Here is a 19266-nt window from a genome sequence, read left to right as displayed (position 1 = left end):
CATTTCCCGGGGTTCAGGCGATCGCTTCCAGCGCGCGCAGGGTGTCATCGGTGCTCATGACATCGGCATATTTGGACGCCATGTCGAACAGGTTCACCGCATGTGAGGTTGCCGAACGGTCGTAGACCGCATCTTCCGGCACGGTCACGCGGAAGTTGCAGGCAAAGCCGTCCACCACCGACCCGCGCACGCAGCCCGAGGTCGTGCAGCCCGTCACCACCAGCGAATCCGCGCCCGCGTCGATCAGATAGCTGACCAGCGGCGTGCCGAAAAACGCGCTGGGATGTTTCTTGGGCAACAGGATGTCGCCCGGCGCGGGTGCGATGTCGGGCACGAATTCATAGCCCTTGGCCGCCACGCCCATCAGCGCGGGCACCTTGTCGGCCAGACGGCCCTGGTCGAATTTTTCCTTGGGCGCGACATGGGGGTACATGATCGGCCAGCCCCTGGCGCGGAACATCGTGACCAGACGCTTGATATTGGCCACCGCGTCCCAGCCCACCTGCCCGCAGGACGTGGGGAATTCCTTGATAGATTCCCAGAAGGGTTGCGGCGTGGTGCCGACCGTGCGGTATTGCACGTCGATGATCAGCAGCGCCGGGCGCTTGCCCAGACCCGTCGGCTTGCCGAACCCCGCCGCCGCATAGGCGCGCTGTTCGTCCTCGCTGATGATCCCGTCCCAGATGCGTGCCATGTCGGCCCCCTTATCCTTCGTGTCCGTATTTTGCTTCCAGCGCGTCCCAGCGGTCTTTTGCCACCGCCGCCTGACGCGCCTCGAATGAGGCCAGCCGGTCCGCCACCCGGTCCAGGTTGCCATCCTGCTGCAGCGCCTCCAGCACCTCACGCGAAGCCTGCAGCGCCGCCTGCAGCGCGGCATTGGCATAAAGCACCAGCGAAAAGCCGTTTTCGGCCAGCACCGCGCGTCCCGGATCGGGGGTCTTGCCACCAAAGACGATATTGGCCACCTGCGGCGCGGGCAGTTCCCGCCCGATCCGCGCCAGTTCGTCAAAACTTTGCGGCGCCTCGACAAAGGTGATGTCGGCGCCCGCCGCGATATAGGCGCTGGCGCGTTCCAGCGCGCCATCCAGCCCCTCGATCGCGCGGGCATCGGTGCGCGCGATGATCTGCAGGTTCTGGTCCTGCCGGGCATCGGCTGCGGCCTTGATCTTTTGCACCATCTCGGCGCAGGGGATCACGCCCTTGCCGTTGAAATGGCCGCATTTCTTGGGGAATACCTGATCCTCGACCTGAATCCCCGCCGCGCCGGCGCGTTCCAGCACGCGCACGGTGCGGACCATGTTCACCGCATTGCCAAAGCCGGTGTCGGCATCGACGATGATCGGAATGTCCACCGCATCGGCCATCATCGCGACGGTCTGGGCGACCTCGGTCAGTGTGGTCAGCCCCACATCGGGCGCGCCCAGCGACATGTTGGCAATGCCTGCGCCGGTGGCATAGACGGCCTGAAAGCCCAGGTCTTCAATCACGCGCGCAAACAGCGCATTGGGCGCCCCAGGCACGGTCAGCGCAGTGCGCGCCGCGGCAAGGTGGCGAAGCTTTTCGGTATTCCGCATGGTCTTTCCACTGATGCGCCGGGCCCGGGGCCGGCCGGTTTGCCAGAGGATGGACGGGCATCTGTTCTCTGTCAACAGTTTGCGATCAACTTGGTCAATTGATGACAGTTGGCGATTGTTGCGCCGCCGCCTGCCATGCGCTATCGCTAGGGCAATGAATTGAGGTGTTTTGCGTATGGTAGAGCCGATCAGATTGAATTCGCTGGCCTCCGAGGTGTTCGACCGCGTGGTCGAGGCGATCACATCGGGTGAATTCGAGCCGGGTGAAAAGCTGTCGGAATCGAATCTGGCGCGGGAACTGGGCATCAGCCGCGGCCCGATCCGCGAGGCCTTGCAGCGCCTGGAAGGCAAGCTGGTGCAGCGCGTGCCGCGCGTGGGCGTACGGGTGATCGAATTCGGCGCCGATGAACTGCGCCAACTGTTCTATCTGCGTGAAGCGATGGAAGGCATGGCGGCGCGGCTGGCGGCGGAAAATGCCTCGGATAACTGGCTGGCCGAGGTCGAGGACATGCTGGGCCGCCACGGCCAAAGCATCCGCGACAGCCATTCCTATCGCCAGAAATCCACCGATGAGGATTTCCATTTCGCCATCGCCCGCGCCTCGGGTTGTGTCAATATCGAACGGCTGCTGCTAAGCGAGGTCTATTATCAGCTGCGCATCCACCGGCTGAAATCGTCCACCCGGCCGGGCCGCGCCGAAGAGGCGCTGGCCGAACACCGCGCCATCTTTGACCGGCTGCGCGCCCGTGACCCCGACGGGGCCGAGGCGGCGATGCGCGCGCATGTGCGATCCGCCCGCGAAAGCACCCTGTCGCTGCTGTAACCGATCAGACCCGTCTTTCAGGCCATCACCGCCGGGATCAGCCCGCGCAGCGAATTGCCCACGAACAGCGCCTTGGCCCGGGTCAGGTCGGTGGGGGTCAGGATGCGTTCCACCGCCTCGCCCCGGTCGATCAGATCGCGGCGCAGCACGCCGGGCAACACGCCGCAGGCCAGCGGCGGGGTGCAAAGCTGCCCGTCCAGCCGCGCGAAGACATTGGTGATCGTGCCCTCACACACCTCATCGCGTTCGTTCAGGAATAAAAGCTCATCCACCCCTTCGGGCAGGGCGGCGCGGGCGCGGTCATAGATCGCGCGATGCGTGGTCTTCACCCCCAGCCATGGATCGGCGCTGTCCAGCCGTTCCGCCGCGATCCGCAGCCGCCAGGGCGCGCTGACGGGCGGGCAGGGGGCATGGGTCAGCGCGACCCGGCCGCCCGCATCCACCGCCAGCCGTACCCGGCGCGGCCCATCGCGGGGCACATCGGCCAGCGCCGCGCGCACCGCGCCCATGTCCAGCGGCAGGCCCAGCCGCGCACAGCTTGCCCGCAGCCGGTCCAGATGCAGATTCAGCCGGACAAAGCCCCCCTGCCCATCGCTGCCCAGCGTCTCGATCACCTGAAGGTCTGGCCCAAATAGGTCGGAGCCGGGCAGGCGGGCAAAACCGGCCTTCAACAGCGCCTCGGCATATTCGGCATCGCCGGTGCTGTCATGCACCACGCCGCCACCGACGTTCAGCACCGCCTCGCCATCGTCATGCAGGGTCAGCGTGCGGATCGCCACGTTGAACGACATCCGCCCATCGGGCGCCACCCAGCCGATCGCCCCGCAATAGGCATCGCGGGGCGCGGGTTCCAGTTCGCGGATGATTTCCATCGCGCGGATCTTGGGCGCGCCGGTGACCGACCCGCAGGGAAACAGCGCGTGCAGGATCGCGGGCAGGTTGGTGCCGGGCAACAGCTGCGCGCGCACGGTCGAGGTCATCTGATGCACGGTGGCATAGCTTTCCACCTCAAACAGCCGCGGCACCCGGACCGAGCCGACGCGGCTGATCCGCGACAGGTCGTTGCGCAAAAGATCCACGATCATCAGGTTTTCCGCCCGGTTCTTTTCCGACGCGCCCAGCCAGTCGCGCGCGGCCCTGTCCGCCCCGGGCGTTGCGCCGCGCGCCACGGTGCCCTTCATCGGGCGGGTTTCGATCATGCCGTCCGCATCGACGGCAAAGAACAATTCCGGCGATCGGGACAGAATCACCGGCCCGCCCAGATCGACCAGCGCGCCGTGGCGCACGGGTTGCACCCGGCGCAGCGCGGCATAAAGCGCATCCGGCGTGCCCGTGGCGCGCAGGGTCTGCGGAAAGGTCAGGTTGATCTGATAACAATCGCCCGCGGCGATGTAATCGCGCACCCGGTCGAAGGCCACGCCATAGCGCGCGCTGTCCCAGGCCGGGCAGGGCGGTGACAGAAAGACGGGCGCCGGCGCATCCGGCGCCGGGGCGCGGCAACCGCCAAACACCCCCATCAGGATCAGTGGCACCCGCCGTTCCCGCGGCAGCAGCGGCGCCAGCCGTTCTGTCAGGCAATAGCCCAGTTCATAGCTGAAACAGCCCGCCAGCCAGTGGCCTTCGGCCTGGGCGCGGGCAATCTGGTCCAGGGCCTCGGGCACCTGGTCGGGCCCATCGGCCCGGATCAGCCGCACCGGCGCGTCAAACAGCGTGCCGCCGCCCAGCGGGCCTTCGTCGAACAGGATCTTCATGCGGCGCATCCAGTGGGTTTCGCAGGTCCAATCGGTGGCTTCGGTATGACAGGCTTGGCCGTGACCAGCCAGCCCCCACCGTCCCGATACGCGCTGCGCGCCGTGCCGGTTTCGCCCCGGGCCCCGCGCGCGCGCCCCGCATCAATTCCACCGGGGGCGCAAATTGTCACACGCCTGTCACATGGATGAAGCAGAAGTGTCACGCAACAGACGTAACAGGTCGCCTGAGGTCGATCGTGACCCATCCCGATTGTCAGGAGTGATCCATGAACCCGATGAAGCTTTCCGTTTCCGCGCTGGCGATGCTGGCCGTGTCCGCCGGGGCCGCTGCTGCGCGCGACAACGTGCAGACCGCCGGTTCGTCAACCGTGCTGCCCTATGCCACCATCGTCGCCGAGGCCTTTGGCGAAAACTTCGATTTCCCGACCCCGGTTGTCGAATCGGGCGGTTCGGGTGCGGGCCGCAAGAAGCTGTGCGAAGGCGTGGGCGAAAACACCATCGACATCGCCAATTCGTCCTCGCGCATCAAGCAGTCGGACATCGACCTGTGCGCCCGGAACGGCGTGACCGAAATCATGGAGGTCCGCTTCGGCTATGACGGGATCGTCTTTGCCAGCGACATCAACGGCGCGGAATTCGCCTTTACCCCCGCCGACTGGTTCAACGCCCTGGCCGCCGAGGTCGTCAAAGACGGCGCCGTCGTCGCCAACCCGAACAAGACCTGGGCCGATGTGAACGCCGCGATGCCCGCGCAGGACATCCTGGCCTTCATCCCGGGCACCAAGCACGGCACCCGCGAAGTGTTCGACGAAAAGGTCATCCTGGCGGGCTGCAAGGCGACCGGCGCGCTGGAGGCGTTCGCCGCCGCCGCCGGTGGCGATGAAAAAGCCGCCGAAAAGAAGTGCATGGCGCTGCGCACCGATGGCGCGTCGATCGACATCGACGGCGATTACACCGAAACCCTGGCCCGCGTGGATGCCAACAAGAACGGCATCGGCGTGTTCGGTCTGTCGTTCTATCAGAACAACACCGACAAGCTGCGTGTGGCGACGATGGACGGCGTGGTCCCCACCGTCGAATCGATCGCGGCGGGTGACTATCCGGTGTCGCGTCCGCTGTATTTCTACGTCAAGAAGGCGCATCTGGGCGTGATCCCGGGGCTGAAGGAATACGTCGAATTCTTCGTGTCCGATGACATGGCCGGCCCCGATGGCCCGCTGGCCGCCTATGGCCTGGTGTCCGACCCGGAACTGGCCGCGACCCAGCAGGCCGTGGCCGACGAAGTGGTCATGGGCCCGCTGAACTGATCTGTCCCCCGGGTGGCGCCTTCGGGCGCCGCCCATTCCCGTTTTTGGTGGAATGACCCATGGGCAACGGCCTTCTGACCCTTATCGTGATTGTCCTTGCCGGGATGGGCTTTGCCGCAGGCCGTGCCCGCGCCATGCAAAGCGCCGGTGGCGATCGCCGCCGCCTGCATTCGCTGCCCGTCCATTACGGTCAGACCGTGTTTCTGTTCACCGCCGTGCCGGCGCTGCTGGTGATGGCGGTCTGGCTGCTGGTGCAGCCGGTTTTCATTGAAAACAACGTCAAATCCCTGTTGTCGGCCGAAGATGTGGCGCAATCCGCCTCGGCGGAGCTGGTGATGGCCGATGTGCGCCGTCTGGCGGCCGGGCTGGATCTGCTGGTCGCGCGCGGTGCCGCGCCCGGGCCGGATGCCGACCCCGCCGATCTGCGCGCGCGGATGGCCGGGGTGGGCGTGGCGCTGGCATCCGATATCCGCCCCGGTGTGCTGGCGGCGGCGGAACGCTACCGCGCGATGTCCGCCACCGCGCGCCTTGCGATGACGGTCGCGGTGATCGGGGTGGCGCTGGCGGGGCTGTTGCTGTCGCTGCGCCGGGTCACGGCACGGTTCCGCGCGCGCAACGTGTCGGAAACCTTTGTCCTGGCACTGTTGATCGGGTCGTCGCTGGTGGCGGTGCTGACCACGGTGGGGATCGTGCTGTCGCTGGTGTTTGAAACCTGGAACTTCTTTCAGCTTTACCCCGCGCGCGATTTCTTTTTCAGCCTGACCTGGAACCCGCAGTTCCGCGGCGGGTCGGATCTGGGGATCTGGCCGCTGCTGTGGGGCACGCTGTATGTGTCCTTCATCGCGCTTCTGGTGGCGATTCCGGTGGGGCTTATGGCGGCGATCTATCTGTCGGAATATGCCGGGCGGCGGATGCGCGCCCTGGCCAAGCCGCTGATCGAGATGCTGGCCGGTATCCCCACCATCGTCTATGGCCTGTTCGCGCTGGTCACGGTGGGGCCGATGCTGCGCGATTACTTTGCCCAGCCGCTGGGGCTTGGCAGCGGGTCATCCTCGGTGATGACGGCGGGCATCGTGATGGGGATCATGATCATCCCCTTCGTATCCTCGCTGTCCGATGACATCATCAATGCCGTGCCGCAAAGCCTGCGCGACGGGTCGCTGGGTATGGGGGCCACGCCGTCCGAAACGATCCGGCTGGTGGTGCTGCCCGCCGCGCTGCCCGGTGTGGTGGGGGCGATCCTGCTGGCCGCCAGCCGCGCCATCGGTGAAACCATGATCGTGGTGATGGGCGCGGGGGCGGCGGCGAAACTGTCGCTGAACCCCTTTGAGGCGATGACGACCGTGACCGTCAAAATCGTCAGCCAGCTGACCGGCGATACCGAATTCGCCAGCCCCGAAACGCTGGTGGCCTTTGCCCTTGGCCTGACGCTGTTCGTGATGACGCTGGGGCTGAATGTTCTGGCGCTTTATATCGTGCGCAAATACCGGGAACAGTACGAATGACCGACGCAAGCCTGAACGGGGCCGATGCGCCCGCCCGCCGTCACGGATCGCTGCTGCAGCCCGATGCCCGCACCCGCCGCCGCAATGCCGCCGAGGCGCGCTTTCGCGCCTATGGCTTTACGGCGATCGGCGTGGCGATGGCGGCGCTGATCTGGCTGCTGACCTCGGTGCTGGGCACGGGCGTCGGCGCGTTTCGCCAGACGGTGATCGAATTCCCGGTGGAACTGGTCGAATTGCGGCTGGACAAATCCGGCACCCGCGACATCGAGGTGATGAAGAAGGTCACCACCATCGGCTATGCCGGCGTGCTGGGCGCGGCGCTGACGCAGGCGCTGGCCGATGCGGGCATCGACACCGCGGGCCTTTCGGCCAAGGATGTCACCGGCCTTCTGTCGCAAGAGGCGGCGGCGCAGCTGCGCAACCGGGTGCTTGCCGATCCCGGTCTGGTGGGCCAGACCATCACCGTGCGCGCGCTGGCAACGGGGCGGGTGGATGGCTATTACAAGGGCCGTGTCACGTTGGAATCCGCGCAGCTGGATTCCAACGTCAAGCCCGAACAGCTGGCCCTGGCCGACCGGATGCGCGATGCGGGCCTGATGCGGCTGGCCTTCAACCCGGGCTTCCTGACCATGCCCGATGCGTCCGACCAGCGCCCCGAGGCCGCGGGCCTGGGCGTGGCGATCCTGGGCTCGTTCTACATGATGCTGGTGGTGCTGGTGCTGTCGCTGCCGATCGGCGTGGCCGCGTCGATCTACCTTGAGGAATTCGCCCCCCGCAACCGCCTGACCGACCTGATCGAGGTGAACATCGCCAACCTTGCCGCGGTGCCGTCCATCGTGTTCGGTATCCTGGGGCTGGCGATCTTCATCAACTTTGCCGGGCTGCCGCAATCGGCGCCGGTCGTGGGCGGGCTGGTGCTGACGCTGATGACGATCCCGACGATCATCATTTCCACCCGCGCCGCGCTGAAGGCGGTGCCGCCGTCCATCCGCGATGCGGCGCTGGGGGTGGGCGCGTCCAGGATGCAATCGGTGTTCCACCATGTGCTGCCGCTGGCGATGCCCGGCATCCTGACAGGCACGATCATCGGGCTGGCGCAGGCGCTTGGCGAAACCGCGCCGCTGCTGCTGATTGGCATGGTGGCCTTTGTGCGCGATTTCCCCGGCGCGCCGCCCGAGGGGCTGTTCGATCCCGCCTCGGCCTTGCCCGTGCAGGTCTATAACTGGACCCAGCGTGGCGACCCGGGCTTTGTGGAACGTGCCTCGGGGGCGATCATCGTGCTGCTGGTCTTTCTGATCGCGATGAACGCGCTGGCCATCTTCCTGCGCCGCAGGTTCGAACGCCGCTGGTAATGCCGACACCTGCCATCGGGGCCGCGCGCCCCCGCCAGATTGCCTGAAGGGAAATTTTATGCACGAAGATCATATCATGTCCGCCTTTGACCGCGATCTGGCGGCGGTGCTGGCCCATGTGCAGCGGCTGGGCGCGCTGGCGGAAACCGCCATTCACGATTCGCTGCGCGCGCTGGATGCCCGCGATGCGGCGCTGGCCGAACAGGTCCGCCAGGGCGATGCCGCGCTGGATGGTCTGGAAGAGCTGATCAACGATGAGGCCGCTCGCATCATCGCGCTGCGCGCGCCGACCGCGGGTGACATGCGCCTTGTGCTGGGCGCGATCAAGATCGCCGCCAGCCTGGAACGTATTGGCGATTACGCCAAGAACATCGCCAAACGCGCGCGGGCGCTGGCCGATGTGGACCCGGTGGGCACCACCACCGGCACGCTGCGCCGCATGGGCGCGGTGGTCGAGGCGATGCTGAACGAAACGCTGGCCGCCTATCAGGCCCGCGATACGGTCGCCGCGCGCCGCCTGCGCGACCGCGATCAGGAAGTGGACCAGATCTACAATTCGCTGTTCCGCACCTTGCTGACGCATATGATGGAAGACCCGCGTTCGATCAGCGCGGCGATGCATCTGCATTTCGTGGCCAAGAACATCGAACGGATGGGCGACCATGTGACCACGATTGCCGAACAGGTGATCTATCTGGTCGAAGGCCGCCAGCCCGACGAAGACCGCGCCAAGCGCGACACCACCGCGTCAACCGTCCTTCCCGATCGGGGCTAGGCGCTTGCCAATTGGCAACCCCCGGGGCAGCACCCCGGGGGTGTTCGCCTAGGCCAGTGCGCGCTGCACCGCCGGGCGCGCGGCCATGCGCGCCATATAATCGGTCAGCGCCGGGGGCAGCGTCAGGCCCGCGCGGTCATGCCAGCCCAGCAGATAGAAGGCCGCGGCATCGGCGATGGAATAGCCGCCCAGCATGTAGCCGCCGCCCCGCACGCGTTCCGCCAGCACGTCATAGCCTGCCTGCAGCACCGCCCGGCCATGGGCACGGATGTCGTCCTGCGCGGCGGCATTGGTGGTGAATTTCTGCGGCAGCATCGCCAGCGTCGCGCCGCGCATGTGCAGGCTGGCGACGATATGGTCGATGAATTCCAGCGCCCGGACCTCGGGTTCAAGGCCTTCGGGCAGCAGGCCCGCCGCCGGCGCGCTGCGCGCCAGCCACAGCGCGATGGCGGGGAATTCCGTCAGCAGGCTGCCATCGGGGCGGATCAGCGCGGGCACCTTGCCCTTGGGGTTCTGCGCCAGATAGTCGGGCTGGCGCTGCGCCCCCGTCTTCAGGTCAATGACGCGGGTTTCATAGGGGCGCCCGATTTCTTCCAGAATGATCCGGATGCCCAGCGAACACGACCCGGGCGAGTGGAACAAAATCATCATGCGGCCTTTCTGTGGGGGTTCCTGCCGGGGACTTGACCGTTTGCGCCGGGCAGGTGCAAGGGGCCTTGGCTGCGGTCGATTGATTTGTCCGCCTGGCGGACGCCGCGCCATTCGCGGATGCAATCGCCGCCCCGATCCGCCAAGGATGCAGGCGGGAGACAGAGCCGCGGATTGGGGAGAAATCATGCGCTCGGATATCACGATCACACCGGCCCGCCGGGGCCGGACCGCGTTTGCGGGGGGCCGGGCATGACCGGCAAGGCACGTTCGGCCGCCATTTCGGCGCTGCTTTACGCTTCGGCTGGGTGTTTCATCCTGGGCGCGGGCGTGACGGTGGTGGATGTCGCGCTGCGCGGGCTGGCCGGGCGCAACGTGCCTGCGGCGATTGAACTGACGTCGTTCGCGATCGGTCTGGGCGCGTTGCTGGCGATGCCGGTCTGTTATGGCCTGCGCAGCAATGTGACCGCGCGGCTGTTGTCGGAACTGATGCCCAACCGCTTTGGCAGGCCGCTGTCGCGGCTGGGCGCGGCCAGCGCGGTGGTGTTTGCGGCGGTGCTGTTCTGGGTCATGGCGGGTAATGCGCTGGCCAAGATCGGGTCGCCCGAAACCTCACGCGATCTGGGGCTACCGATGCCGGTGCTGCTGGGTCTTGTTGCGGTGTGTCTTGGCCTGTCGCTGCTGGCCGCCGTTGCCGGTCTGTGGTCTGAATGGAGAAAGGCCCGCCCCCATGATTGACGGTCTGATGATGGGCGGGCTTGGCTTTGCCGTAGCCATCGCGCTGATCCTGCTGGAAATTCCGGTTGCCGTGGCGCTGGGTCTGGTGGGCCTGGGCGGCGCCGCGATGATCCTTGGGGCCAGTGCCGCCGCGACCATCGGCGCCACCACGATCTGGGACAGCCTGACGAATTACACGCTGACGATGCTGCCGCTGTTCGTGCTGATGGGCAATCTGGCGGCGCAATCGGGGCTCTCGACCCGACTTTACCGGTCGATGAGCGCGCTGATCGGGCATCGCCGGGGCGGGCTGTCGCTGGCGACCATCGGCGCGTCTGCGGGGTTCGGGATGATTTCCGGGTCGTCGCTGGCAACGACGGCGACGATGGGTCGGATCGCGCTGCCGGAAATGCGCGCGGCGGGCTATTCGAATGCGCTGGCGGCGGGCACGGTCGCGGCGGGCGGCACGCTGGGCATCCTGATCCCGCCGTCCACGGTGCTGGTGATCTATGCCTTCATCGCGGAACAATCGATCCGGGCGATGCTGCTGGCCACCGCCGGGCCGATCCTGATTGCCGTGGCGCTTTATGCGCTGGCGGTCTGGCTGCCGATCCGGTTTGGCTGGCAGGCCGCGCCGGAACGCGCCTGCGCCGACCGGGCCGAACGGCGCGCGGCCACCCGCGAATTGTTGCCGCCGCTGGGGGTGTTCGGGCTGATCATGGGCGGGCTTTACACCGGGCTGTTCACCGCCAACGAAACCGCCGCAATCGGCGCGGCCGTGGTGCTGGCCTATGGCGTCCTGTCACGCCGCCTGTCCTGGGCGGGGTTCCTGGAGGCGGCGATGGATACCGCGCTGACCTGCGGGGCGCTGTATCTGGTGCTGATCGCGGCCAATCTGTTCAACTTCTTCCTGGCGCTGTCGGGGTTGCCGTTCTCGCTTACGTCCATGTTCGCGGGTGTGCTGGACAGTCCGCTGACGGTGATCCTGATGATGCTGGCGATCTATCTGGTGCTTGGCACCTTGATGGACAGCCTTGCGATGCTGTTGCTGACGGTGCCGCTGTTCGTGCCGGTGGCGCAGGCGGCGGGGATCGACCTGGTCTGGTTCGGCATCTTTGCGGTGATGGTCGTGGAAATGGGCCTGATCACGCCGCCGGTGGGGATGAACCTGTTTGTTTTGAAAACCACCAACCCCGAAATCCGGATGGTCGAGCTGTGGAAGGGGGTCACGCCTTTCGTCCTGGCCGATCTGATCCGCGTGCTGATCATCATTGCCGTGCCCGCCATCGTGCTGTGGCTGCCGCAAAATGCCTTCTGACAATCGTAATCCTGGGGAGAGATGCCTTATGACCATGTTGAAACGCCTTGTTGCCGGCACTGCGCTTGGCCTGATCGCCGCCTCGGGCGCGCAGGCGCGGGAAATGCGCGTGTCCTCGTTCGAGCCGCCGCAGGGCTTTTATTCGGCGCAGATCCTGCAGGCCTGGATCGACCAGGTGAACCCCAGGCTGTCGGATGGCAACGCCTTCAAGCTGTATCCCGGTTCGATGCTGGGCGCGCCGCCCGCGCAGGCCGAACTGGTCAGGGCCGGGGTGGCCGATATCGCGCTGGTCGTGCCGACCTATACGCCGGGGCTGTTCCCGATGTCGGGCGTGGTCGAGGTGCCGGGCATCGCGCAGACATCAACGCAGGGCACGGCGGTGCTGAATGCGCTGGCCGATGATGGGGCGCTGGCGGCGGAATACGCCGATTACAAGATCATCGCGCTGTTCACCACGCCGGGTTATCGCCTGCTGATGACGGGCGAAGGTGCGGATGAACCTGCGGATCTGAAGGGGCTGAAGCTGCGCACGCCGTCGCCCTTTGGTACCAAGCTGCTGGCGATGATGGGCGCGTCGGGCGTGTCGATTCCCGCGCCGCAGGTCTATGAAAACCTGGAACGCGGTGTCGTGTCGGGTGCGGTCTGGGTGTTTGACGCCTACAAGACCTTCCGCCTGGATGAGGTGGCCCCGACTGTCACCACCACGCGCATCACCGCCTCGCCGATGGCGATCCTGATGAACAAGGCCACCTATGACACCCTGCCCGAGGCCGACCGCGCCGTGATCGACGCGATGTCGGGCCGCACGGCGGCGGAATGGGTCGCGGGTGTGGTCGATGCTGCCGATGCCGCGCTGGAACAGGGGTTCCGCGATGCGGGCAAGGTGACCTTCATCGACCAGGAAGGCGAGGCCGCCGCGGTCTGGATGGCCGCGCTGGCCACCGCGCCCGGGGCCTGGGTCGCCGATCAGGCCGATCCGGCGGCGGCGCGCGCCGTTCTGGACCGCGCCGTTGCGGTTGCGGCTGACGCGGCGGCGAACTGACACGATCCCCTGTCCGCCTGATGGACGGGCAGGGGGCTGCCCCTTGGGTCCGGCGCGGGGCTGCGCCAAAGCGGGCCAAACATCACGAAACAAGGATGCGAACCATGGCGATTTCGGCACTGGGCTATCTTGGCGTGCGCTCTGACAAGTTGGAGGACTGGTCGGATTTCGCGGGCAAACTGTTGGGGATGCAAAAGATCGACCGTGGCGGCAAGGCGCTGGCCTTCCGCATGGATGACCGGATGCAGCGGCTTCTGGTGTCGGATGAACCGGGTGACACGCTGGCCTTCATGGGCTGGGAGGTTGACCACAAATCCGACCTGAACACCTATGCCGCGCGGCTGGAGGTGGCGGGGGTGGTCGTGCACCTGGGGTCGCGCGAACTGGCCGACCGGCGCTTTGTGGCCGATCTGATCTGGTTCGAAGACCCGATGGGCAACCGTGTGGAACTGTTCCACGGGCCAATGATCGCATCAGACCCCTTCGTGCCGGGCCGGCCCATCGACGGGTTCAACACGGGGCCGCTGGGCATGGGCCATGCGGTGCTGCATGTGAAGGACATCACCGTGATGCTGCCCTTCTACCGCGACCTGCTGGATTTCCACGTTTCGGATTACGGGCTGGTGCCCTATGGGCTGTATTTCTTCCATGTGAACAACCGCCACCACAGCTTTGCGATGGTGGGGTCGGGGCAGGCGGGGTTCCACCATTTCATGGTCGAATTCCAGAACCTGGACGATCTGGGGCAGGGCTATGACCTGGCGCAGCTGGAAGAGGGGCGCGTGGCCTATACGCTGGGCCGGCACACCAATGACTACATGACGTCCTATTACGCGCATTCGCCGTCGGGGTTCTTTGTCGAAAACGGCTGGGGCGGGCGGCAGATCGACCCCGCGACCTGGGAACCGCATGAAACCCGCGACGGGCCAAGTTTCTGGGGCCATGAACGGCTTTACCTGACCGAGGAGGGCGGGCGCAAACGGCTGCGCGACATGCGGCTGGATGCGGCGGCGCGCGGGCGCCGGTCGCCGCCGATGGCGGATTGCCCGTGGCTGTTCGGGGAACTGGCGAAACAGGGGGGCCGGGGATGACGAGTCAGGACATGGCGCAGACCGAGGAAGAGTTTGACGTTGCGATCGTCGGTTATGGCCCCGCCGGGGCCACGCTGGCGCATCTGCTGGGGGAATGCGGGCTGAAGGTGGCGGTGCTGGAACGCGAAAGCGCCGCCTATCACCTGCCGCGCGCGGTGCATTTCGACGCCGAGGTGATGCGGGTTTTCCAGTGGATCGGGGTGGCCGAAAAGATCGAACCGCTGACCGCCTGTCACCCCGGCATGCGCTTTGTGGATCCCGGGGGCAAGCTGCTGCTGGACTGGCCGCGCCCGCAGGGCACCGGCCCGCAGGGCTGGCGCGCGAATTACCGCTTTCACCAGCCGGATCTGGAAAAGATCCTGCGCGACGATCTGACCGGGCGGCCCGGTGTCAGCGTCCGCACCCGCTGCGATGTGTTTCTGGTCGAGGATCGGGGCGATCACGTCCATCTGCGCTATGAAGACATGTCCTGCGGGCGGGTGCGGCAGCTGCGGGCAAAATATGTGGTGGGTTGCGATGGCGCCCGGTCGCTGATCCGGCGGTTCATCGACACCGGGATGGAGGATTACGGCTTCCACGAACGCTGGCTGGTGGTCGATGTGATCCTGAACCAGGACAAGCCGGAACTGGGCGACCATTCGATCCAGTATTGCAACCCGGCGCGGCCCGCGACCTATGTGCGCGGTCCCTTCCTGCGCCGGCGTTGGGAAATCACCGTGCTGGAGGGCGAAGACCCCAATGCCATCACCCGGCCCGAGGCGGTGTGGAACCTGCTGTCGCCCTGGCTGCGCCCCGATGAGGCGCGGCTGGAACGCACGGCGGTCTATGTGTTCCATTCGCTGGTCGCCGATGACTGGCGGCGCGGGCGGCTGATCCTGGCGGGCGATGCCTGCCACCAGACTCCGCCCTTCATGGGGCAGGGCATGTGCGCGGGCGTGCGCGATGTGGCCAACCTGTATTGGAAACTGGCGCTGCTGTGTCAGGGCAAGGTCACGGGCGACGCGGCGCAGGCGCTGTTGGACAGCTATGAATCCGAACGCAAGCCCAATGCGCGCGAATATATCCAGACCGCGGTGCGGCTGGGCGGGCTGATCAACACCTGCGGCACCGAGGCGGCGCTGCGCGCGGCCCTGCCGGTGGGCGATGGTTCGGCGCGGATGGCCTCGATCGCGCCGCCGATCGGGCCGGGGCTGGGCCATGGGCCGCTGGCCGGGCGGCTGTTCGGCCAGCCCTGTCTGGCCGATGGCCGGCTGATGGACCGCGCCTTCGCGCATCGTTTCGTGGTGGTGGCCGATGCGGATCTGGCCCAGGGCCTGACCCTGCCCGACGGTGTGGCGCTGGTCACCACCGAAACCGCGCCCGACGCTGCGGCGCATCTTGAACGTCTGGGCGCGCGCGCGACCGTGCTGCGCCCGGATCGGCACACCCTGGGCGGCGCCGATACACGGGCCGGGCTGCAGGACCTGCTGGCCCGCGTCCTGCCCGCCCCGATCCCTACCCCTGAACCGGAGATGGTCTGACCCATGAAACTTTGTTCCTTTTCCAAAGACGGCCGCGCCAGCTATGGCCTTGTGACCGACGCCGGTATCGTCGATCTGGGCAAGCGCCTGCCCGAGGTCACCTTGCGCGATTTCCTGGCCGCAGGCGACATGGGCCGCGCCGCTGCGCTGGCGGGTGAACCCGCCGATTACGCCTTTGACGCGGTGGACCATGCGCCCGTGATCCCGAACCCCGACAAGATCATCTGCGTGGGGCTGAACTATCACGCGCATGTGCAGGAAACCGGCCGGACCGAGACCACGAACCCGGTGCTGTTCGCCCGCTACGCCGGAAGCCAGATCGGCCATGGCGCGGCGCTGATCAAGCCCCTGGAATCGGATGAATTCGATTACGAGGGCGAGCTGGCCGTGATCATCGGCAAGGAAGGCCGCCGCATTCCCGAGGCCGAGGCGCTGGATCATGTCGCGGGCTATGCCTGCTATAACGACGCATCCGTCCGCGATTGGCAAAAATACACGCATCAGTTCATGCCGGGCAAGACCTTTGCTGCGACGGGTGCCTTTGGTCCCTGGATGGTGACGGCCGATGAAATCCCCGATCCGACGAAACTGCATCTGCAGACCCGCCTGAATGGGCAGGTGGTGCAGGATACCGGGGTCGATCTGCTGATCACCGCGATCCCGCGGCTGATCGCCTATTGCTCGACCATCCTGCCGCTGCTGCCGGGGGACGTGATCGTGTCGGGCACGCCGGGTGGTGTGGGTGCGCGGCGCAACCCGCCGCTGTGGATGCGCGATGGCGATGTCTGCGAGGTTGAGATTTCCGGCATCGGCACGCTGTCGAACCCGGTCAAGGCCGAGGCCTGACCCTTTCGCCCCCCGGCGGGCCGTGACATTCTGGCACAATGACCGACGCCCCCGATCCGCCCCGCAAAGAGACCGTGCGCGCCCTTGCGCGCGGTCTTGCCATTCTGCGCCATGTGAATGCGATGGGTGAATCGCGCCCGTCGGAAATCGCCCAGGCGCTTGGCCTGGCGCGCCCCACCGTCTATCGCCTGCTGGAAACGCTGGAGGAAGAAGGCTACGTCGCCTTTTCCGCCAGTTCCAACCGCGTCCGGGTGACGCGGCTAGCGGCGGCGCTGGGGGATGGGTCGGCGATCACCTCGCAGATCTGTCAGGTGGCCGGGCCGATCTTTGCGCGCCATTCGCTGAAGCTGTTGTGGCCGCTGGACCTGACGGTGCATGAAAACGCCGCGATGGTGATTCAGGAAACCACCCATGCCCGGTCGCCCCTGTCGATTGATCGGGGCATGACCGGATACCGGCTGCCGATGCTGCGGTCTTCGGCGGGGCGGGCCTATCTGGCGCATTGCAGCCCTGGTGAACGCGACATCATCCTGGAACATGTGCGCAGGCTGGGCGAACCCGCGGATCTGCCGTTTCTGGACCCCGACCGCCTGAACCATTTGCTGCACGATGTGGTGCAAAAGGGTTTTGCCATCCGCGACGGGGCGGAATTCCGGCCCCATACGGCATCCATCGCGGTGCCGATCCTGCGCGACGGGGCGGTGCTGGGCTGTATTTCCATCATCTGGATCGCCAGCGCCATGAGCACATCGAAGGCGATTGAAACCAGCCTGACGCCGCTGCGCCGGATGGCGGCGGAAATCCTGAAGGAACTGCGGCCGGCCCCCGCCTGATCCGTGGATCAGAAGGCGCCCATCATTTCGCGCCGGCGGGGCAACAGGATGGTCAGCAGGCCAAGCGCGGGCATCCAGGCGCAGAGCGCATAGACAAAGCCGATGCCGCGCAGGTCGGCCAGAACCCCCAGCACCGCGGCGGCGATCCCGCCCATGCCAAAGGCAAAGCCAAAGAAGATCCCCGCGATCAGCCCCACCCGCCCGGGCACCAGTTCCTGCGCAAAGACCACGATCGCCGGGAAGGCCGAGGACAGGATTACCCCGATCACCACCGACAGAATCCCCGTCCAGAACAGATCGGCATGCGGCAGCAACAGGGTAAAGGGCAGAACGCCCAGGATGGAAAACCAGATCACCCCCAGTGTGCCGAACCGATCCCCCAGCGGGCCGCCCAGCATCACGCCCGCCGCCATCGCGCCCAGGAACAGGAACAGCATCATCTGTGATTGCTGGGTGGTCAGGCCAAACCGTTCGATCAGGAAGAAGGTGTAATAGCTGGAAATACTGGCGGTATAGATGTTCTTGGAAAAGACCAGCAGCGCCAGCACCGTGATCGCGCCAATCACCCGCCGGCGTGGCAGCGGCAGGGTGCGCGATGCGCCCGTGCGTCCGGCATTGACCCGCGTCCAGCGGCCATACCAGGCCCCCACCTGCGACAGCACCACGATGCCCACCAGCGCCATGATCGAAAACCACGCGATGCTGGGCCGGCCCAGCGGCACCACGATGAAGGCCGCCAGCAGCGGGCCGATGGCGGTGCCGAAATTGCCGCCCACCTGAAACAGCGACTGCGCCGTGCCGAACCGCCCGCCCGATGCCATGCGCGCCACGCGCGACGCCTCGGGGTGGAAGATGGCGGACCCAAGCCCGATCATCATCGCCCCGGCCAGCAGCAGCGCATAGCTGTCGGCCGTGGCCAGCAGCACCAGCCCCCCCAGCGACATCGCCATGCCCACCGGCAGCGACATCGGCTGCGGATGCCGGTCGGTGACCAGCCCCACCACCGGCTGCAACAGCGATGCGGTGACCTGAAAGGCAAAGGTCATCAGGCCGATCTGCCAGAAATCCAGCGCGAATTCCGCGCGCAGCAGCGGATAGATGGCCGCCAGCAGCGACTGCATCACATCGTTCAGCATGTGGCACAGGCTGATCCCCATCAGAACCAGCCATGTCGTTCTGCCCGCTGCCTGCGCCTGAAGCGTTGCCATCGCGATCCCCGACCGAAATCCCTCTGGCCCGTTGTCCCGGCTTGTGGCGCGCAACGCAAGCCCGATCTGGGCCCCTAGCGCAACATCCCCGCAAGCCGGGCCTGCACGTCCTGCATCTGCGCCAGGAAGGCGGCCTGCAGATCGGCGGCGGGCATGGTAAAGGCCGACACGCCGACGTTCAGCGCCGCCACCACCTGGCCGCGCGCGTTGGTGATGGGCACGGCGATGGAACACAGGCCGGTCTCAACCTCTTGATCGATCACGGCAAAGCCCCGGGCGCGGACGCGGGCGATTTCGGCCAGGATCTGATCGGGGTCGGTGCGGGTGCGCGGGGTGCGTGCCCCGGGCGGATGGGCCGCCAGCAGATCGCGCACCGCCTGCTCGGGCAGGGCGGCCAGCAGCACCCGGCCCATCGATGTGCAATGCGCGGGCAGCCGCGATCCGGGCATCAGGTTGATCGACATCACCCGCCGCTGCGCCGCCCGCGCGACATAGACGATTTCCGCGCCATCCAGGATCGAGACCGATGAACTTTGCCCGATCCGGTCGGACAGGTCATCCAGCAACGGCTGTACGATCTGCGGCAGCGGCATCGTAGCCAGACATGCCGTGCCCAGCCGCAGCACCCGCGGGGTCAGCGTAAAGAACTTGCCGTCGTAATCGGCATAGCCGTGATGGGCCAGCGTCAGCAGGCAGCGCCGTGCCGTGGCGCGGTCCAGCCCGGATGCGGCGGCGACCTCGGCAATCGATTGGCGGGGGCGGTCGGCAGTGAAGGTTTCAATCACCGCCAGCCCCTTGGCCAGCCCCCCCATGATGTCGCGTTCGGTGATCATGGCCCCCCGGATTTGTGCGATATGTGAACAAAGGTACCATATCGCACATTTTGGCTGGACGCAACGGCACCGTGCACCTATCCCCAAGCTGCGGCCGCCAACCGGGCCGACAGGAGGATTGCA

General features: G+C 66.5%; 18 protein-coding genes. 12 read left to right on the top strand and 6 right to left on the bottom strand.

The features are described from left to right. Positions 1-13: 13 nt before the first annotated feature. On the bottom strand, positions 14-694 hold the full coding sequence (locus tag ACK8OU_RS11535; protein WP_410303577.1) for an isochorismatase family protein: 681 nt from the start codon (positions 692-694) through the stop codon (positions 14-16). A 10-nt stretch (positions 695-704) separates the two neighbouring features. Next, complete coding sequence (locus tag ACK8OU_RS11530; protein WP_410303576.1) at positions 705-1574, bottom strand: isocitrate lyase/PEP mutase family protein; 870 nt, start codon at positions 1572-1574, stop codon at positions 705-707. A 175-nt stretch (positions 1575-1749) separates the two neighbouring features. Here ACK8OU_RS11530 and ACK8OU_RS11525 point away from each other — a divergent pair, with 175 nt between their 5' ends. Further along, positions 1750-2397, top strand: coding sequence for a GntR family transcriptional regulator (locus ACK8OU_RS11525; RefSeq protein WP_410303575.1), 648 nt, complete (start codon positions 1750-1752; stop codon positions 2395-2397). A gap of 17 nt (positions 2398-2414) precedes the next feature. Here the strand turns inward: ACK8OU_RS11525 and ACK8OU_RS11520 are convergent, their stop codons facing one another. Next, positions 2415-4157 (bottom strand): aminodeoxychorismate synthase component I, encoded by a 1743-nt coding sequence (locus ACK8OU_RS11520; RefSeq protein WP_410303574.1) that lies wholly within the window; start codon positions 4155-4157, stop codon positions 2415-2417. 257 nt (positions 4158-4414) lie between these two features. On the opposite strand from ACK8OU_RS11520, the gene ACK8OU_RS11515 reads away from it, so the two are divergent. The 4 genes from ACK8OU_RS11515 to phoU are packed head-to-tail and all read left to right on the top strand — an operon-like array spanning position 4415 to position 9087. Then, a complete protein-coding gene (locus tag ACK8OU_RS11515; protein ID WP_410303573.1) occupies positions 4415-5455 on the top strand; it encodes a substrate-binding domain-containing protein in 1041 nt (346 codons plus the stop codon). Positions 5456-5514: 59 nt separating this feature from the next. Next, positions 5515-6960 carry a phosphate ABC transporter permease subunit PstC gene (gene pstC / locus ACK8OU_RS11510; protein WP_410303572.1) on the top strand — a complete coding sequence of 482 codons (1446 nt, stop codon included), beginning with the start codon at positions 5515-5517 and terminating at the stop codon, positions 6958-6960. Next, positions 6957-8312, top strand: coding sequence for a phosphate ABC transporter permease PstA (pstA, locus tag ACK8OU_RS11505; RefSeq protein WP_410303571.1), 1356 nt, complete (start codon positions 6957-6959; stop codon positions 8310-8312). The genes pstC and pstA overlap by 4 nt, the downstream gene beginning before the upstream one ends. A gap of 58 nt (positions 8313-8370) precedes the next feature. Next, the gene (phoU, locus tag ACK8OU_RS11500; protein ID WP_410303570.1) at positions 8371-9087 is read left to right on the top strand and encodes a phosphate signaling complex protein PhoU; all 717 of its coding nucleotides are present in this window, start codon (positions 8371-8373) and stop codon (positions 9085-9087) included. A gap of 48 nt (positions 9088-9135) precedes the next feature. On the opposite strand, the gene ACK8OU_RS11495 is transcribed toward phoU, so the two are convergent. Next, positions 9136-9738, bottom strand: coding sequence for a glutathione S-transferase family protein (locus tag ACK8OU_RS11495; RefSeq protein ID WP_410303569.1), 603 nt, complete (start codon positions 9736-9738; stop codon positions 9136-9138). 249 nt (positions 9739-9987) lie between these two features. Between ACK8OU_RS11495 and ACK8OU_RS11490 the strand changes: the two genes are divergently transcribed. The 7 genes from ACK8OU_RS11490 (at position 9988) to ACK8OU_RS11460 (ending at position 17102) form a co-directional block, all read left to right on the top strand. After that, positions 9988-10473 (top strand): TRAP transporter small permease, encoded by a 486-nt coding sequence (locus ACK8OU_RS11490; RefSeq protein WP_410303568.1) that lies wholly within the window; start codon positions 9988-9990, stop codon positions 10471-10473. Continuing rightward, complete coding sequence (locus ACK8OU_RS11485) at positions 10466-11770, top strand: TRAP transporter large permease (protein ID WP_410303567.1); 1305 nt, start codon at positions 10466-10468, stop codon at positions 11768-11770. Before ACK8OU_RS11490 ends, ACK8OU_RS11485 begins: the two co-directional genes overlap by 8 nt. Positions 11771-11798: 28 nt before the next feature. Further along, positions 11799-12812, top strand: coding sequence for a TRAP transporter substrate-binding protein (locus ACK8OU_RS11480; protein WP_410303566.1), 1014 nt, complete (start codon positions 11799-11801; stop codon positions 12810-12812). A 104-nt stretch (positions 12813-12916) separates the two neighbouring features. Next, positions 12917-13903, top strand: coding sequence for a VOC family protein (locus tag ACK8OU_RS11475; protein WP_410303565.1), 987 nt, complete (start codon positions 12917-12919; stop codon positions 13901-13903). Continuing rightward, complete coding sequence (gene mhpA / locus ACK8OU_RS11470) at positions 13900-15423, top strand: bifunctional 3-(3-hydroxy-phenyl)propionate/3-hydroxycinnamic acid hydroxylase MhpA (RefSeq protein WP_410303564.1); 1524 nt, start codon at positions 13900-13902, stop codon at positions 15421-15423. The genes ACK8OU_RS11475 and mhpA overlap by 4 nt, the downstream gene beginning before the upstream one ends. 3 nt (positions 15424-15426) lie before the next feature. Continuing rightward, on the top strand, positions 15427-16269 hold the full coding sequence (locus ACK8OU_RS11465; protein ID WP_410303563.1) for a fumarylacetoacetate hydrolase family protein: 843 nt from the start codon (positions 15427-15429) through the stop codon (positions 16267-16269). 38 nt (positions 16270-16307) lie between these two features. After that, positions 16308-17102, top strand: a complete 795-nt coding sequence (locus ACK8OU_RS11460) for a DNA-binding transcriptional regulator (protein WP_410303562.1) — start codon at positions 16308-16310, stop codon at positions 17100-17102. A gap of 8 nt (positions 17103-17110) precedes the next feature. On the opposite strand, the gene ACK8OU_RS11455 is transcribed toward ACK8OU_RS11460, so the two are convergent. Continuing rightward, positions 17111-18310: an MFS transporter gene (locus tag ACK8OU_RS11455; RefSeq protein ID WP_410303561.1), complete on the bottom strand. Its 1200-nt coding sequence runs from the start codon at positions 18308-18310 to the stop codon at positions 17111-17113. Positions 18311-18384: 74 nt separating this feature from the next. Continuing rightward, positions 18385-19143: an IclR family transcriptional regulator domain-containing protein gene (locus tag ACK8OU_RS11450; RefSeq protein WP_410303560.1), complete on the bottom strand. Its 759-nt coding sequence runs from the start codon at positions 19141-19143 to the stop codon at positions 18385-18387. Positions 19144-19266: the final 123 nt, after the last annotated feature.

The sequence above is a fragment of the Pontitalea aquivivens genome, assembly GCF_046507575.1.
GTDB lineage: Bacteria > Pseudomonadota > Alphaproteobacteria > Rhodobacterales > Rhodobacteraceae > Pontitalea > Pontitalea aquivivens.
The sequence above is the reverse complement of the archived record's forward strand: the minus strand, read 5'-3'. Positions and strand labels throughout refer to the sequence as shown.

Bases quoted from the DNA above. Each gene is read 5' to 3' on its own strand.
- ACK8OU_RS11535 (WP_410303577.1), bottom strand. From the start codon at position 694: ATGGCACGCATCTGGGACGGGATCATCAGCGAGGACGAACAGCGCGCC.
- ACK8OU_RS11530 (WP_410303576.1), bottom strand. From the start codon at position 1,574: ATGCGGAATACCGAAAAGCTTCGCCACCTTGCCGCGGCGCGCACTGCG.
- ACK8OU_RS11525 (WP_410303575.1), top strand. From the start codon at position 1,750: ATGGTAGAGCCGATCAGATTGAATTCGCTGGCCTCCGAGGTGTTCGAC.
- ACK8OU_RS11520 (WP_410303574.1), bottom strand. From the start codon at position 4,157: ATGCGCCGCATGAAGATCCTGTTCGACGAAGGCCCGCTGGGCGGCGGC.
- ACK8OU_RS11515 (WP_410303573.1), top strand. From the start codon at position 4,415: ATGAACCCGATGAAGCTTTCCGTTTCCGCGCTGGCGATGCTGGCCGTG.
- pstC (WP_410303572.1), top strand. From the start codon at position 5,515: ATGGGCAACGGCCTTCTGACCCTTATCGTGATTGTCCTTGCCGGGATG.
- pstA (WP_410303571.1), top strand. From the start codon at position 6,957: ATGACCGACGCAAGCCTGAACGGGGCCGATGCGCCCGCCCGCCGTCAC.
- phoU (WP_410303570.1), top strand. From the start codon at position 8,371: ATGCACGAAGATCATATCATGTCCGCCTTTGACCGCGATCTGGCGGCG.
- ACK8OU_RS11495 (WP_410303569.1), bottom strand. From the start codon at position 9,738: ATGATGATTTTGTTCCACTCGCCCGGGTCGTGTTCGCTGGGCATCCGG.
- ACK8OU_RS11490 (WP_410303568.1), top strand. From the start codon at position 9,988: ATGACCGGCAAGGCACGTTCGGCCGCCATTTCGGCGCTGCTTTACGCT.
- ACK8OU_RS11485 (WP_410303567.1), top strand. From the start codon at position 10,466: ATGATTGACGGTCTGATGATGGGCGGGCTTGGCTTTGCCGTAGCCATC.
- ACK8OU_RS11480 (WP_410303566.1), top strand. From the start codon at position 11,799: ATGACCATGTTGAAACGCCTTGTTGCCGGCACTGCGCTTGGCCTGATC.
- ACK8OU_RS11475 (WP_410303565.1), top strand. From the start codon at position 12,917: ATGGCGATTTCGGCACTGGGCTATCTTGGCGTGCGCTCTGACAAGTTG.
- mhpA (WP_410303564.1), top strand. From the start codon at position 13,900: ATGACGAGTCAGGACATGGCGCAGACCGAGGAAGAGTTTGACGTTGCG.
- ACK8OU_RS11465 (WP_410303563.1), top strand. From the start codon at position 15,427: ATGAAACTTTGTTCCTTTTCCAAAGACGGCCGCGCCAGCTATGGCCTT.
- ACK8OU_RS11460 (WP_410303562.1), top strand. From the start codon at position 16,308: ATGACCGACGCCCCCGATCCGCCCCGCAAAGAGACCGTGCGCGCCCTT.
- ACK8OU_RS11455 (WP_410303561.1), bottom strand. From the start codon at position 18,310: ATGGCAACGCTTCAGGCGCAGGCAGCGGGCAGAACGACATGGCTGGTT.
- ACK8OU_RS11450 (WP_410303560.1), bottom strand. From the start codon at position 19,143: ATGATCACCGAACGCGACATCATGGGGGGGCTGGCCAAGGGGCTGGCG.